The sequence below is a fragment of the Pseudomonas sp. genome (assembly GCF_030150285.1).
GTDB lineage: Bacteria > Pseudomonadota > Gammaproteobacteria > Pseudomonadales > Pseudomonadaceae > Aquipseudomonas.
Genome location: NZ_JASLGE010000080.1, coordinates 1 through 16,032 on the forward strand (window position 1 = coordinate 1; position 16,032 = coordinate 16,032).

The 16,032-nt window shown below is 59.7% G+C and carries 9 protein-coding genes; 6 read left to right on the forward strand and 3 right to left on the reverse strand.

Features of this window, described 5'->3' with window-relative positions:
- From Q1W15_RS19150 to msrA, 4 genes are all read left to right on the forward strand, one after another.
- Window positions 1–1,015: 2-oxo acid dehydrogenase subunit E2 (locus tag Q1W15_RS19150; protein ID WP_300731005.1), on the forward strand; the 1,015-nt coding region annotated here is incomplete at its 5' end.
- A gap of 453 nt (window positions 1,016–1,468) precedes the next feature.
- Window positions 1,469–2,845: an alkaline phosphatase D family protein gene (locus tag Q1W15_RS19155; RefSeq protein WP_300731006.1), complete on the forward strand. Its 1,377-nt coding sequence runs from the start codon at window positions 1,469–1,471 to the stop codon at window positions 2,843–2,845.
- Between the two features lie 179 nt (window positions 2,846–3,024).
- A complete protein-coding gene (locus tag Q1W15_RS19160; RefSeq protein WP_300731008.1) occupies window positions 3,025–5,727 on the forward strand; it encodes a GGDEF and EAL domain-containing protein in 2,703 nt (900 codons plus the stop codon).
- 25 nt (window positions 5,728–5,752) lie between these two features.
- Window positions 5,753–6,400, forward strand: a complete 648-nt coding sequence (gene msrA, locus Q1W15_RS19165; RefSeq protein ID WP_300731010.1) for a peptide-methionine (S)-S-oxide reductase MsrA — start codon at window positions 5,753–5,755, stop codon at window positions 6,398–6,400.
- A gap of 92 nt (window positions 6,401–6,492) precedes the next feature.
- Here msrA and Q1W15_RS19170 read toward each other — a convergent pair whose 3' ends face one another.
- Both Q1W15_RS19170 and putP read right to left on the reverse strand, forming a co-directional pair.
- The gene (locus tag Q1W15_RS19170) at window positions 6,493–7,329 is read right to left on the reverse strand and encodes a 23S rRNA (adenine(2030)-N(6))-methyltransferase RlmJ (protein ID WP_300731012.1); all 837 of its coding nucleotides are present in this window, start codon (window positions 7,327–7,329) and stop codon (window positions 6,493–6,495) included.
- A gap of 232 nt (window positions 7,330–7,561) precedes the next feature.
- Window positions 7,562–9,049, reverse strand: coding sequence for a sodium/proline symporter PutP (gene putP, locus Q1W15_RS19175; protein ID WP_300731014.1), 1,488 nt, complete (start codon window positions 9,047–9,049; stop codon window positions 7,562–7,564).
- 434 nt (window positions 9,050–9,483) lie between these two features.
- Here putP and putA point away from each other — a divergent pair, with 434 nt between their 5' ends.
- A complete protein-coding gene (putA, locus tag Q1W15_RS19180) occupies window positions 9,484–13,437 on the forward strand; it encodes a trifunctional transcriptional regulator/proline dehydrogenase/L-glutamate gamma-semialdehyde dehydrogenase (RefSeq protein ID WP_300731016.1) in 3,954 nt (1,317 codons plus the stop codon).
- 82 nt (window positions 13,438–13,519) lie between these two features.
- Here putA and Q1W15_RS19185 read toward each other — a convergent pair whose 3' ends face one another.
- On the reverse strand, window positions 13,520–14,008 hold the full coding sequence (locus tag Q1W15_RS19185) for a hypothetical protein (RefSeq protein WP_300731018.1): 489 nt from the start codon (window positions 14,006–14,008) through the stop codon (window positions 13,520–13,522).
- Between the two features lie 278 nt (window positions 14,009–14,286).
- Between Q1W15_RS19185 and Q1W15_RS19190 the strand changes: the two genes are divergently transcribed.
- Window positions 14,287–16,029, forward strand: a complete 1,743-nt coding sequence (locus Q1W15_RS19190; protein ID WP_300731020.1) for a potassium/proton antiporter — start codon at window positions 14,287–14,289, stop codon at window positions 16,027–16,029.
- Window positions 16,030–16,032: the final 3 nt, after the last annotated feature.

Sequence of the window (16,032 nt, forward strand, 5' to 3'; positions counted from 1 at the left end):
TCCAGCAGCCAAGGAACAGGCACCTGCCGCGGCTCCAGCACCGGCTGCCAAAGCCGAAGCCGCCCCTGCCCCGGCTGCCGCTCCCGCCAAAAGCGGTGCCAAAGTTCACGCCGGCCCTGCCGTGCGTCAACTGGCCCGTGAATTCGGCGTAGAGCTGAGCGCGGTGAGCCCAAGTGGCCCACACGGTCGCGTCTTGAAAGAAGACGTACAGGCTTACGTCAAAACCGCTCTGCAGAAGGCCAAGGAAGCTCCGGCTGCCGGCGCTGCAACTGGCGGCGCAGGCATTCCGCCGATCCCGACAGTCGACTTCAGCCGTTTCGGTGAAGTTGAAGAAGTGGCCATGACCCGCCTGATGCAAATCGGCGCGTCGAGCCTGCACCGCAGCTGGCTGAACATCCCGCACGTGACGCAGTTCGACCAGGCTGACATCACCGAGCTGGAAGCTTTCCGCGTTGCGCAGAAAGCCGTCGCAGAAAAAGCCGGTGTGAAACTGACTGTACTGCCGTTGCTGCTCAAGGCCTGCGCGCACCTGCTCAAGGAAATGCCGGACTTCAACAGCTCGCTGGCACCTAGCGGCAAAGCGATCATCCGCAAGAAGTACGTGAACATCGGCTTTGCCGTGGACACCCCGGATGGCCTGCTGGTACCGGTGATCAAGAACGTTGATCAGAAGAGCCTGCTGCAACTGGCAGGTGAAGCGGCTGCGCTGGCCGCCAAGGCCCGCGACAAGAAGCTCACCGCAGACGACATGCAAGGCGCTTGCTTCACCATTTCCAGCCTCGGCCACATTGGCGGCACCGGCTTCACACCGATCGTCAACGCACCGGAAGTGGCGATCCTCGGCGTATCCAAGGCAACCATCCAGCCAGTCTGGGACGGTAAAGCCTTCCAGCCTAAGCTGATGCTGCCGCTGTCGCTGTCCTACGATCACCGTGTGATCAACGGCGCAGCCGCTGCACGCTTCACCCAGCGCCTGAGCCAGTTGCTGGGCGACATCCGCACCATCTTGCTGTAAGCCACGCCCCGGCCTTCTTCACCGAAGGCCGGGGCTGCGCACTGTTTTCCGAGCGCCACGCTCGTACCTCAACCCCGCCCAATAAGCGGGGCTTTTTTTTGCCTGAAATGCCACAAACCCTGTAGGAGCAGCCGGTCGACGCTCGATTGCTCGCGATCGTTTGATCTTCTATAGACCGGGCACATGATTGACAGGGGGCTTTTAGATCAAAAACCAGATCAAAAGATCACGAGCAAGCTCGTTCCTACAAACGCTGCCATCCGTAGGATGCGAGATTGCTCGCGATCGTTTGATCTTGATTCTGTAACCAGAAAATTCCCTCACCACACAACAGCCCGGCACTACGAAACCTGCTGATGTGAAGAGGCGAACATCCCCCGGCTCACTTCTACGGTTAACAAAAGGACATCACCCACGCGACAGTGATCGCCAAGAATCAAAAAGGACTTCGATGTGGAAAACCCAACCGTCGGCCCCATTGTGGGCTACACCACCCCAGCGCAAACCCGCATTCTGGTGAGAGGGGCCCCCAGTCATAAAGAAGCTGTTTTCGCCGGTATTCGCCACCGCGAAGCCGGTACTGATGCCTGGTCTGCAGGCGTATTTTCACAGCTCAGCGACCAATACGACCTGTCCGAGGTGCTTGTCCTGGACGGCCTGAGTGCTGACACCCCCTACGAATACCAGGCTGGCTGGTTCACGGCCCCTCACCCCGATGACACCCCGCAGCCCTTCAAACACGGTGCGTTGCAATGGCCCTCGACGGTCTATCGGTTTAAATCCGCCTCCCCCACACGTCACCGCACCCATCGCTATGTGGTGGGCTCATGTCGCTACCTGCGCCTCACGCTGGGTTCTCCTGCCCGACCGGAACAGGGCGACAGGATCTTCGCGGCCATCCAGGCCCTGAATGCCACCACCCCGCTGGACGGCCTGCTGATGGTGGGCGATCAAGTGTATGTCGATGACCTGAATATCGTGGCCCCGGACCGCGATTTCCCGTCCATCAGCTTGAAATACCGCGCGGCGTTTTCACAGCCTCACATTCGCAGCCTGATGGCCGGTACGCCGACGTACATGATCCTAGACGACCACGAAATCGAAGATAATTGGCCAGCACGCAAAGGCAGCAACGATCAGGTGCTGTACGACAATGCCATGCGGGCCTATGAGATCTATCAGTCCTGCCACGGCCCGGCCCACACGCTGCTCCCCACCGGTCACGTCAGCCGCAAGGTCAACCACTACTGGTATTCGTTCGCTGATGGTGACACCGACTGGTTTGTGCTGGACTGCCGCACGCAACGCAGCCACACCGACATGCTCGACCACGAGCAAGAAACAGCCTTGCTGTCCTGGCTGACCCGCAGCACGGCGAGCGTCAAACTGATCGTCAGCAGCGTGCTGGTATTTCCTGACCTGCACCGTAACGGCGATGACGGCTGGAAGGCCTACGCCGGGCAGCGCCAGCGGATTCTGGACACGATCCGCACTCGCACCATACGCAATGTGCTGTTTGTGTCTGGTGATATCCACGGCTCCCTGACCTGCCGCCTGAACCACAGCCAGGACCCGGACTGTGTCATCCACAGCATTGTGTCCTCCCCGCTGTGCAATTCAACACTGCTGCCCTACGCCAGTGCTGAGAACCTGAGCCTTGACGTGCCTCTGGCCGCGCCCGATTCAGGCACTTACTGGCCAACGCTCACCAGCAAGGTCGTCAGAGAAGATAATTTCGCCTGCCTGACCGTCGAGAAGGAGCACCTGCATGTCGCGTTTCACAACCGCGATGGCCATGTGCTCGAGGCGGTGACCATTGCCTTGCAATAGCGCCACGCCGATAAACAACAGGTGCAAACGCAATAAATTTTCCGGCCTGTCATGCGCACATGTAGCACTAAGCCGTTATCCTCACTTGTCAGCGCAATGAGCATGATGCAACCTTGCGGCAGACCGCAAAGACAGGGCTCTAGCCCGTGCGTAACCAGCATTTGTGAGCGAGTGTCCCCATGAAAAGCCAACCTGATGCTGCCACGCGCGTGGCAGCCGAGGTCGTCACGCAACTGCCCGTGCCTTCGCGGCTGGGCATGCTGCGTTTCGAACGGCTTAATGAAGCCAGTTGGGCACTGCTCTACCTCGACCCGAACTGTGAACGTCATTTCGGCTTGCCCACATCAGACCTGTGCGCGCTCGTCGGGTCGCCCTACGCCAGCCTGATGGAACCCAAGGCCCGTTATCGCCTGCACGACGCCATTGAGCTTCAATTGCAGGCCAGCGCCCATTACGTGGTGCATTACACATTGCACACCCCGTATGGCGCACTGAACTTGATGGAAGCCGGCGAGGCGTATAAAAAGCACAACCGCCATTTGCTGCGCGGCTACCTGCTGGTACTCGAAGGTTCCCCGTCACGCACGCCGCAAACGCCAGCCACAGAACTTGAAACGCAAAACAGCCGCCTGCACATCGCCCTTGAGCTCAACCAGCGTGCCCAGCAGGAACAGCTTCAGCACCTGGAGCGTGTGCGCGCCCAGCAGGACCTGATTCTGCGCCTGGCCCGTCACCGCTACAGCCAGCACAACTCGTTGCAAGAAGCCGCTGAACTGATCACCCGCAGCGCCTGCGATATTTACCAGATCGACGGTGCCAGCCTGTGGAACCTGGAAGGCAAGCAACTGCTGCCGATCTCGACCTACCATCGCGAAAGCCAAGCCTACGTCACGCAGAATGTCATCGACGCCAGCGTTTTCCCGGACTACCTCGAAGCCCTGCACAACAGCCGCTCCATTGATGCACAAAACGCCAACCGCGACCCGCGTACCCGTGAACTGATTGCCAGCCTGAACCCTTTCGACACCAATGCCATGCTCGATGCCAGTATTCGCATTGACGGTCAGGTCGTCGGCGTTCTGTGCCTTGAGCAAACCGGAAAAACCCGGGTGTGGCAGGCCGACGAAATCGCCTTTGCGGGGGAGTTGGCGGACCAGTTTGCCCAAGTCATCAACAACCACAACCGGCGCACCGCCACCAACGCCCTGCACCTGTTCCAACGAGCGGTCGAACAAAGCGCCAATGCCTTTTTGCTGGTCAATTGCGACGGTGTGGTGGAGTACGTCAACCCTAGCTTTACGGCGATTACGCAATACAGCTCCGACGAAGTTCAAGGCCATAAACTGTCCGAACTGCCGGCGCTGGAAAACCTCAGCAATTTGCTGTTCGATGCCCACTCAAGCCTGAGCAAGGGCAACAGTTGGCAAGGCGAATTCAAAAGTCGGCGCAAAAACCTGGAACCCTACTGGGGCCAGATGTCGATTTCCAAGGTGTATGGCGACAACCGCGAACTGACGCACTACATCGGCATTTACGAAGACATCACCGACGCCAAACTGGCCCAGCAACGCATTGAACGCCTGGCGTACACAGACAACCTCACCAACCTGGGCAACCGCCCCGCCTTTATCCGCAACCTGGATGAACATTTCTCGCGCTCGCCCACAACACCTGTGTGCCTGCTGCTGGTAGACATCGACAACTTCAAGCGCATCAATGACAGCCTCGGCCACCAGACTGGCGACAAACTGCTGATTAGCCTGGCCCGACGCCTGCGCAACAGCCTGAGCCCCCAAGACAACCTGGCCCGTTTCGCCAGCAATGAGTTTGCCGTTCTGCTCAACGACACTCGCCTCGAAACAGGCCAGAAAATCGCCAGCCAACTGCTCATGACCCTCGACAAGCCGATGTTTGTCGACAACCAATTGATCAGCGTGACCGGCTCGGTGGGCGTTGCCTGCGCCCCGTTGCACGGGCTCGACCCGCAAACCCTGATGCGTAACGCCGGGTTGGCGCTGCACAAGGCCAAAGCCAACGGCAAGCACCAAGTGCATGTGTTTACCGAAGTGCTGAACGCCGAGGCCAGTTACAAGCTGTTTGTTGAAAACAACCTGCGGCGCGCCCTGACACAAAATGAACTCGATGTGTTCTACCAGCCCAAACTCTGCCTGCGCTCCGGGCGGCTCTTGGGCATGGAAGCCTTGCTACGGTGGAACCACCCCGAAAAAGGCATGATCCGCCCCGACCAGTTCATCAGCGTGGCCGAAGAAACCGGGTTGATCATTCCCATTGGCAAATGGGTTGCCCGCCAGGCCTGCCGCATGAGCAAGCAACTGACCAGCGCGGGGCTGGGCAACCTGCAAGTGGCGATTAACCTGTCACCCAAGCAGTTTTCCGACCCGGACCTGGTGGCCTCAATCGCCAGCATCCTCAAAGAAGAACAGTTGCCCCCTGCACTGCTGGAGCTTGAACTGACAGAAGGCCTGCTGCTGGAAGCCACGGAGGACACCCGACAGCAACTCGATCAGCTCAAGGAGCTGGGCTTGACCCTGGCGATGGATGACTTCGGCACCGGCTACTCTTCGCTCAGTTACTTGAAAAAATTCCCGATCGACATCATCAAAATCGATCGCAGCTTTATCAATGACATTCCCGATAACCAGGACGACATGGAAATCACCTCAGCCGTGATCGCCATGGCCCACAACCTCAAACTGAAAGTGGTTGCCGAAGGCATCGAAACCGCTGCACAGTTGGCCTTCTTGCGTCGTCATCGCTGCGATGTGGGCCAGGGCTACCTGTTCGACCGCCCGATCTGCGGCAGCGAACTGTTCAAAAGGCTTAAACGCTACCCCCGCGGCCCTTTGGGGTCCGACTTCTAATTATCTGACTGAGAGGACTTGAGCCATGGTCTTGCGCTCGGACATTCTGGTGAACAAAAACGTGCTACCGACTAAAGAACAAGCCCTGCCGGGGCGTGAAGCCCACGTACAACTGCCTGAAAAGCATTTCGTCACGAACGAACCCTTGCTGGGCCCGTTTCTGGGCAATGTCGGGTTTGCGATCTTTGGGCTGGGTTGCTTCTGGGGTGCAGAGCGCAAGTTCTGGCAACGTGAAGGCGTGGTCAGCACCGTCGTCGGCTACGCGGGCGGCTTTACGCCGAACCCGACCTATGAAGAAGTCTGCTCGGGCCTGACCGGCCACACCGAAGTGGTGCTGGTGGTCTATGACCAAGACAAAGTCAGCTACAAAGAGCTGTTGACGATGTTCTGGGAACTGCACAACCCAACCCAGGGCATGCGCCAGGGCAACGACATCGGCACTCAGTACCGCTCGGTGATCTACTGCACCACGCCCGAGCAACTGGACGAAGCGCAGGCCAGCAAAGCGGCTTATCAGGCTGAACTGACCAAGGCTGGCCTGGGCGAGATCACCACCGAGATCGACCAGGCCCCCACGGTCTACTTTGCCGAGGCTTATCACCAGCAATACCTGGCGAAAAACCCGCAAGGCTACTGCGGCATCGGCGGTACAGGCGTGACGTGCCCGATCTGACGCCACACCCCTTGTAGGGGCGAGCTTGTCTCGCAATCTTTTGATCTTTAAAAGATCGCGAGCAAGCTCGCTGCTACAGGGTGAGGTGATCTTTATTCAGCGATGATCCATTCCATCTGCCAGCCACCCTGGGTTTGGCCCAGTGTTTTGGCCAGCCACGGCAACAGTTCCTTGAGTTCTTCTTCCAGCCCCCATGGCGGGTTGGCAATCGCCAGGCCCGAGCCGTTCAGGCTGTTGGGGGTGTCCAGCGGGTGCACGAACAGCTCAACCTGCAGCAATTTAGGCGCACCCGAGCCTGCCAGGTCCTGGTAGAAGCGTCGCAGTTGGCGTTTGTCTTTGATCGGGTACCAGATCGCAACCACTGTCTGGCGCATACGCCCAATGGCATCTTTCAATGAGTCGGTGCAGCGCTTCATTTCATCAAGCTTTTCGAAAGGCGGGTCGATCAGCATCAGCCCACGCTTTTCAGCCACCGGCAGCAGCGCTCGCGGCACATGCCAGCCTTCGCCCAAGTGCACCGCAACGCGGCGATCACCCTTCATGTTGTCTTTGAGCAACAACCCGTCTTCAGGGTGTTTCTCGTTCAACAGCACGCGGTCCTGAGAGCGGGTCAACCGGCGCGCCCACTCAGGCGAACCCGGGTAGTAACGCAATTCGCCGTCCGGGTTCATTTTGTGCAGCACTTGCATGTAGTCCGCCGTCAGCGCGGGCAAGTCTTTACGCCCCCACAACCTTGCAATGCCTTCCAGGTACTCGCCCGTACGATTGGCCTGGTCGCCCTTGAGGTCATACAAACCGATACCGCCATGGGTATCGAGGTAGGCAAAAGGCTGCTCTTTGCGCGACATCAAGGCGATGAGGCGGGTCAAGACAATGTGTTTGAAGACGTCGGCGTGGTTGCCGGCGTGGAAGGCGTGACGATAGTTCATGGTTGCTCCTGCGCAGGGGCCGAAGTTTACCCTGTGCAGCGCCTAACGTCAGGAGGGGGTGCCCGTATCCACGCCGGACGGTGCCTGAATCAGACGACCTGAGGTCGCAACAGCCTGTTATAAACGGCCGTTCGCCATGGCCATAGCCCCGAGTGCACACCACAAAAAACGGCCCGCCTCTTGAAGAGACGGGCCGTTTCTCAGGCACCGATTGAGCCGAAGCTCAAGGCACTCAGTGGTTTTGCTGGAAGTCTTTCTCGGCCGCGTCGAAACGCTCGATCATCTTCTTGCTTGGGCCTTGGCCCAGCACGCTGACCGCCACAATGGCGATGCTGGCGAAGATAAAGCCCGGAATGATTTCGTACAGCCCCAACAGATTGAAGTGTTTCCACACAATCACCGTGATGGCACCGACCAGGATACCGGCCAACGCACCGTTACGGGTCATGCCTTTCCACAGCACCGAAATCAGCACCACAGGACCAAATGCAGCACCAAAACCTGCCCAGGCGTAGCTCACCAGGCCCAGCACACGGTTTTCAGGGTTGGCGGCCAACGCGATGGCGATCAATGCAACCACCAGCACCATGAAACGCCCTACCCATACCAGCTCAAGCTGGGAGGCATTTTTGCGCAGGAAGGCTTTGTAGAAGTCTTCGGTCAGGGCGCTGGAGCACACCAGCAACTGGCAGCTCAGGGTGCTCATGACCGCCGCGAGAATGGCCGACAGCAACACACCGGCAATCCACGGGTTGAAGAGCAGCTTGGCCAGCTCGATAAACACGCGCTCCGGGTTTTCGTTCACAGGCCCGGCCACTTCAGGGTGCGCCGAGAAGTAAGCGATACCGAAGAAGCCCACCGCCACGGTGCCGATCAGGCACAGGATCATCCACGCCATGGAAATGCGGCGTGCCTTGGCAATCGACTTGACCGAATCGGCCGCCATGAAGCGCGCCAGGATATGCGGCTGGCCGAAGTAGCCCAAGCCCCAGCCCATCAGCGAGACGATGCCGATAAAGGTGGTGCCCTTGAGCATGTCGAAGTTGCTGGGATCTTTGGCTTCAATGGCCAGGAACGTGGTGTCCACGCCGCCGGTGGCCAGCAGCACGATGATCGGCGTGAGGATCAGCGCGAAGATCATCAGGGTGGCTTGTACGGTGTCAGTCCAGCTCACCGCCAGGAACCCGCCCACAAAGGTGTAGGCAATGGTCGCTGCAGCGCCGGCCCATAGGGCGGTGCTGTAAGGCATACCGAAGGTGCTTTCGAACAGACGCGCACCGGCCACAATGCCGGAAGCACAGTAAATGGTGAAGAACACCAGGATCACGATGGCCGAGATAATACGCAGCAGGCCGCTTTTGTCTTCAAAACGGCTGGCGAAGTAGTCCGGCAGGGTCAGCGCATCGCCGTTGTGTTCGGTCTGCACCCGCAGGCGACCCGCCACAAACAGCCAGTTCAGGTAGGCACCGACCACCAGGCCAATGGCAATCCAGCTTTCCGACAGACCGGAAATATAAATGGCACCCGGCAACCCCATCAACAGCCAGCCCGACATGTCCGAAGCACCTGCGGACAAAGCGGTCACAACGCTGCCCAGGCTTCGGCCACCCAGGATGTAATCGGAGAGGTTGTTGGTGGAGCGATAGGCCATAAAGCCAATCAACACCATTGCCACGATATAGATCACGAACGTGATCAGGGTTGGGTTGGTAATACTCATGAATAAAGCCTTGGCATTGTTTTTATGTTTAGCAGCAGTCTCGTTGAACGCTCACAAACGTCCTGTTTGAGACGAAAAACATAGCCGCGCACTGATGGCGGGCGCTTCCCCAGGAAATCTACCCGCCGATGAACCCCCGCCTTAAGCGGTTGCACCTAGGCCGCGAATGCTATGCAACAAAGCAAACGAGGTGCAACCAGTTTCTGACCGAGCAGTTGCACCCTGTCGCCTTTTCGACTCAAACCCGTACCTTTTGCAGCTTTTCGCAGCAAAAGCGCCCACCCTATCGTCATAAACCCCACCTGCAGAGGGGATATATAAAGGGGGAAAATTCCGACAAAAGCGGGTTGCACCTAGTTGCACCCCGCGCAACGCAGCGCTAATCTTGCCACCAGCTGATGCCGCGCAACTGTGGCACCCATGAGGATAAAAATATGGCTACCACCACCCTTGGGGTCAAACTCGATGACCCGACCCGCGAGCGCCTCAAGGCGGCCGCAACCTCGATTGATCGCACGCCACACTGGCTGATCAAGCAGGCAATCTTCAATTACCTGGAAAAACTCGAGGGTGGTGCAACCCTGACAGAGTTGAGCGGCACCCCTGGTACTGCCAGCGATGACGCCGACGACGTGCAAGCCGATCACACGCACCAGTGCTTCCTGGAGTTCGCAGAAAGCATCCTGCCGCAGTCTGTTCTGCGCGCCGCGATCACTTCGGCGTACCGCCGCCCGGAACCTGAAGTGGTACCGATGCTGCTGGAACAGGCCCGCCTGAGCGCACCGATGGCCGAAGCCACGCAAACCCTGGCCGCCTCGATTGCCGAAAAACTGCGCAATCAGAAGAGCGCCGGTGGCCGTGCCGGCATCGTGCAAGGCCTGCTGCAAGAATTCTCGTTGTCGTCCCAGGAAGGCGTGGCCCTGATGTGCTTGGCCGAAGCGCTGTTGCGTATCCCGGACAAAGGCACCCGTGACGCGCTGATCCGCGACAAAATCAGCACCGGCAACTGGCATCCGCACCTGGGCAACAGCCCTTCGCTGTTCGTCAACGCCGCGACCTGGGGCCTGTTGCTGACCGGCAAGCTGGTGTCCACGCACAATGAAGCGGGCCTGACCTCCTCCCTGAGCCGCATCATCGGCAAAAGCGGCGAGCCGATGATCCGCAAGGGCGTCGACATGGCCATGCGCCTGATGGGCGAGCAATTTGTCACCGGTGAGACCATCGCCGAAGCCCTGGCCAACGCCACGCGCTTTGAAGCCAAGGGCTTCCGCTACTCCTACGACATGCTCGGTGAAGCGGCACTGACCGAACATGACGCGCAAAAATACCTCGCGTCGTATGAGCAAGCCATCCACTCCATCGGCAAAGCGTCCAACGGTCGCGGGATTTATGAAGGCCCGGGCATTTCGATCAAGTTGTCGGCCCTGCACCCGCGTTACAGCCGCGCCCAGTACGAGCGCGTCATGGACGAGCTGTACCCGCGCCTGCTGTCGCTGACCCTGCTGGCCAAGCAATATGATATCGGCCTGAACATCGATGCCGAAGAAGCCGACCGCCTTGAGCTGTCGCTCGACCTGCTCGAACGCCTGTGCTTCGAACCGCAACTGGCGGGCTGGAACGGCATTGGCTTCGTGATTCAGGCCTACCAGAAGCGCTGCCCGTATGTGATCGACTATGTGATCGACCTGGCGCGCCGCAGCCGTCATCGCCTGATGATTCGCCTGGTGAAAGGCGCGTACTGGGACAGCGAAATCAAGCGCGCCCAAGTCGAAGGGCTGGAAGGCTATCCGGTCTACACCCGCAAGGTGTACACCGACGTGTCTTACCTGGCCTGCGCGAAAAAGCTGCTGGCAGTGCCAGAAGCCATCTACCCGCAATTTGCCACCCACAACGCCCAAACGTTGTCGGCGATTTACCACATTGCCGGTCAGAACTACTACCCGGGGCAGTACGAGTTCCAATGCCTGCACGGCATGGGCGAACCGCTGTACGAGCAAGTCGTGGGTAAAGTATCCGAAGGCAAGCTAAACCGTCCGTGCCGCGTGTACGCACCGGTTGGCACCCACGAAACCTTGCTGGCGTATCTGGTTCGCCGCCTGCTGGAAAACGGCGCGAACACCTCGTTCGTGAACCGCATCGCCGACCACACCATCTCTATTCATGAGTTGGTGGCCGACCCGATCAGCAGCATCGAGAAAATGGCCACGCAAGAAGGCGGCTTTGGCCTGCCGCACCCGCGTATTCCATTGCCGCGCGATCTGTATGGCAGCGAGCGCGCCAACTCCAGCGGCATCGACATGTCCAACGAACACCGTCTGGCGTCGCTGTCCTGTGCCTTGCTGGCCACCGCGCACAACGACTGGAAAGCGCTGCCGATGCTCGGCTGCACGTCCAGCAACGAAGCCCCTGCGCCGGTGCTTAACCCGTCAGACCTGCGTGACATCGTGGGTTACGTGCAAGAAGCCACGGTTGAAGATGCCGACAACGCCATCCAGTGCGCCCTGAACGTTGCACCGATCTGGCAGGCCACGCCGCCGGCTGAGCGCGCTGCGATCCTGGAACGCGCCGCTGACTTGATGGAAGCCGATATCCAGCCGCTCATGGGCTTGCTGGCCCGTGAAGCCGGTAAGACTTACGCCAACGCCATCGCTGAAGTGCGCGAAGCCGTGGACTTCCTGCGGTACTACGCGGTACAGGCCCGTAATGACCTGACCAACGACGCCCACCGCCCACTGGGCCCGGTGGTGTGCATCAGCCCGTGGAACTTCCCGCTGGCCATTTTCAGTGGCCAAGTGGCCGCTGCACTGGCCGCCGGTAACCCGGTACTGGCCAAACCGGCGGAACAAACCCCGTTGGTGGCGGCTCAGGCCGTGCGCATCCTGCTCGAAGCCGGCATTCCGCAAGGCGTGCTGCAACTGCTGCCGGGCCGTGGTGAAACCGTCGGTGCCCGCCTGGTGGGCGATGATCGCGTCAAGGGCGTGATGTTCACCGGTTCTACCGAAGTGGCCCGCCTGCTGCAACGCAACATCGCCGGTCGTCTGGACGCTCAGGGCCGTCCGATCCCGCTGATCGCTGAAACGGGCGGCCAGAACGCGATGATCGTCGATTCCTCTGCACTGACCGAGCAAGTGGTCATTGACGTCGTGTCTTCCGCCTTCGACAGCGCCGGTCAGCGTTGCTCGGCACTGCGCGTGCTGTGTTTGCAGGAAGACTCGGCAGACCGCGTGATCGAAATGCTCAAAGGAGCCATGGCCGAATCGCGCATGGGTAACCCGGAGCGTTTGAGCGTGGACATTGGCCCGGTGATCGACGCCGAAGCCAAGGCCGGTATCGAGAAACACATCCAGGGCATGCGCGACAAAGGCCGCAGCGTTTATCAGATGGCGATTGCCGACATCGAAGAAAGCAAGCGCGGCACCTTCGTCATGCCAACACTGATCGAACTGGAAAGCTTCGATGAACTGGAGCGCGAAATCTTTGGCCCTGTGCTGCACGTGGTGCGTTACAAGCGCAAGGACATCGACCAGTTGATCGCCCAGATCAACGCGTCGGGTTACGGCCTGACGCTGGGCGTACACACCCGCATCGACGAGACCATTGCCAAGGTGGTCAACACCGTCAACGCGGGCAACGTGTACGTTAACCGCAACATCGTCGGTGCCGTGGTCGGCGTGCAACCGTTCGGCGGCGAAGGCCTGTCGGGCACCGGCCCTAAAGCCGGTGGCCCGCTGTACCTGTTCCGCCTGTTGTCGACGCGCCCAAGTGATGCCATTGAGCAATCGTTTGCCAAAGTCGACGCCATCAACGCGCCAGACACCCAGGCCCGCGAAGCCTTGAGCAAGCCGCTCAAAGCGCTGCAAACCTGGGCACAAAGCAATCAGCAAGCGGCGCTGGCCGAGCTGTGCGACGAATACGCCGCCCACTCGCAAAGCGGCATCACGCGCCTGCTCAACGGCCCGACCGGCGAGCGCAACAGCTACGCCATCCTGCCGCGCGAACACGTGCTGTGCCTGGCCGATGCTGAAGGCGACCTGCTGACCCAACTGGCGGCCGTACTGGCCGTGGGCGGCTCAGCGGTAGTGCAAGACGGCAAAATGGCCAAAGACCTGTTCGCCCGCCTGCCGAAGGAGGTGAAGGCACGCCTCACCTTCGTGGCTGACTGGACCAAGGACGAAGCCGTGTTTGACGCCGTGCTGCACCACGGCGACTGCGACCAACTGCGGGACGTGTGCCAGCAAGTGGCCAAGCGCGCAGGTGCCATCGTCGGCGTGCAAGGGTTGTCTCAAGGCGAAACCACCATCGCCCTGGAACGCCTGGTGATTGAACGCGCACTGAGCGTCAACACCGCAGCCGCAGGCGGTAACGCAAGCCTGATGACCATCGGTTAACGGTGTAACGCAGGTCTAAAAACCGGGTAGCCTAAACCGCTATCCGGTTTTTTTTCGCCCGCTCTGAACGTCACATGGTGAATTAGGCAGCGCCCTTGGCAGCGTCATCCAAGAGGTTGATTGCACGTTGAGCCCCCAGAAACAGCAGCACACTGCCGATGATCAATACCGCGATGGTCGCCCACACAAACACCGTGTCCGAAGGCCGGTCGAAGAACAGGGCAATCAGGGCGCTTAACGCAAACGCCACCATGATCAACAGGCCGCGGGTTTCGGGATACCACCGGTGAAAACTGCCCACTTTATCAAGGCCGCTCTGCACCCATTCAAACAAGGCAAGAATGTAAAACGGCCATAGCACACCGCGTACGACCGGCCTGATATTGTCGCCGGTGGCGGCCTTGTAGGAGGCCCAATTGCGGTATGACCAATAGAACAAGTAGCCACCGCACGTCAGCAGGTACAGCAGCATGAACCGCGAGATGGTTACGGCATACAACGTGAACCGACGGTGGTCGGGCACACAGGGGGTTCCCAGGGCAGTGACACTGGGAGAAAGGGGGGCTTTCATGGCTCGTCCTTAGCGAAATGAGGCCCTGTAGTAGGCACACTTTGTCTCAATATAAAATGTAAGACTAATCCTAAACCTTCATACGAAATCACCGAGACTGACGACCGCCGCCAGCGTACGTGACGAATAAGCGGGCCGCTTTACGCGTTAGCGTATGTTTGTGCCGACCTCGCAAAAGCTTTTTGACAGTGCGCCAATCGTGCAGGTTAGAATCGCTGGCACGTTGACTGCATCCGCTGTTGACGCCCCGCCCCTTACGTTTTTCCGGAGTACTGCCTTTGAATGCGACGACCATCAACAGCCTGTTCTTGATCGGCGCGTTGCTGGTAGGTGCAAGCATTCTGGTGAGTTCCCTGTCTTCACGCTTGGGCATCCCGATTCTGGTCATCATCCTCGCCGTAGGCATGGTCGCTGGCGTCGATGGCGGCGGTATTATTTTCGACAACTACCCCACGGCTTATCTGGTGGGCAACCTCGCCCTCGCGGTGATTTTGCTCGACGGTGGCTTGCGCACCCGAGTGTCGAGTTTTCGTGTGGCGCTATGGCCTGCGCTATCGCTGGCCACGGTCGGGGTGATGATCACCACCGGGCTGACCGGATTGATGGCCGCATGGCTGTTCAACCTTAACCTGATCCAGGGCTTGCTGATCGGTGCCATCGTCGGCTCCACAGATGCCGCCGCCGTGTTCTCGCTGCTGGGCGGCAAAGGCCTCAACGAACGGGTGTCCGCCAGCCTTGAGATCGAGTCCGGCAGCAACGACCCCATGGCCGTGTTCCTCACGGTCACGCTGATCGACATGCTTGCCAGCGGTGAGAGCACACTGCACGCCACCCTGCTGCTCGACTTGCTCCGCGAGTTCGGCATCGGCGGGGCCGTGGGGCTGGCGGGCGGCTGGCTGATGCTGCAAATGGTCAACCGCATCAACCTGGCGAATGCCCTGTACCCGATTCTGGTGATTGCCGGCGGCCTGGTGGTGTTTGCCCTGACCAACGCCCTGCACGGCAGCGGTTTCCTGGCGGTGTACCTGTGCGGCCTGGTCATCGGTAACAGTCCGATCCGCAGCCGCCACGGCATTTTGCACATGCTCGACGGTATGGCCTGGCTGGCCCAGATCGGCATGTTCCTGGTGCTCGGCCTGCTGGTTACGCCGCACGACCTGCTGCCCATCGCGGTGCCGGCGCTGGTGCTGGCCCTGTGGATGATTCTGTTCGCCCGCCCGCTGTCCGTGATGATCGGGCTGCTGCCGTTCAAGGCCTTTCATACCCGCGAAAAAGCCTTTATTTCCTGGGTGGGCTTGCGCGGCGCGGTGCCGATCATTCTGGCCGTGTTCCCGCTGATGGCGGGCCTGCCCAATGCGCAGCTGTACTTCAACCTCGCTTTCTTTATCGTGCTGGTGTCGCTGCTGGTACAAGGCACCAGCTTGCCGTGGGTCGCCAAACTGTTGAAGGTGACGGTACCGCCAGACCTGGCCCCGATCTCCCGCGCTGCCCTGGAAGTGCATGTCACCAGCGAGTGGGAACTGTTCGTTTACCGACTCGACGCACAAAACTGGTGCATCGGTGCCGCCCTGCGTGAACTGAAAATGCCCGAAGGCACTCGTATCGCGGCGCTGTTTCGCGGTCAACAACTGCTCCATCCGTCGGGCAGCACCACGCTGGAAATAGGCGATTTGCTCTGTGTGATTGGCCACGAACACAACTTGCCAGCCCTGGGCAAACTGTTCAGCCAGCCACCCACCCGCGGCCTGGACCTGCGTTTCTTCGGCGACTTTGTGCTTGAAGGCGACGCTCAACTGGGCGCGGTATCGGCGCTTTATGGGCTGCAGCTCGACGGCATCGACCCCGATATGCCGCTGAGCCGCTTCATTACACAAAAAGTCGGCGGCGCGCCGGTGGTCGGCGACCAGGTGGAATGGAACAACACCCTTTGGACAGTGGCCGTCATGGACGGGAACAAGATAGGCAAAGTGGGCGTCAGATTCCCCGAAGGAAGTGCCCCGAGCCCGGGGTTGTTCCTCTAAACT

What these genes read in the sequence shown, in the direction of transcription:
- msrA (WP_300731010.1), top strand. Translation starts at nt 5,753, where the DNA reads ATGGTCTTGCGCTCGGACATTCTGGTGAACAAAAACGTGCTACCGACT.
- Q1W15_RS19185 (WP_300731018.1), bottom strand. Translation starts at nt 14,008, where the DNA reads ATGAAAGCCCCCCTTTCTCCCAGTGTCACTGCCCTGGGAACCCCCTGT.
- putP (WP_300731014.1), bottom strand. Translation starts at nt 9,049, where the DNA reads ATGAGTATTACCAACCCAACCCTGATCACGTTCGTGATCTATATCGTG.
- putA (WP_300731016.1), top strand. Translation starts at nt 9,484, where the DNA reads ATGGCTACCACCACCCTTGGGGTCAAACTCGATGACCCGACCCGCGAG.
- Q1W15_RS19170 (WP_300731012.1), bottom strand. Translation starts at nt 7,329, where the DNA reads ATGAACTATCGTCACGCCTTCCACGCCGGCAACCACGCCGACGTCTTC.
- Q1W15_RS19160 (WP_300731008.1), top strand. Translation starts at nt 3,025, where the DNA reads ATGAAAAGCCAACCTGATGCTGCCACGCGCGTGGCAGCCGAGGTCGTC.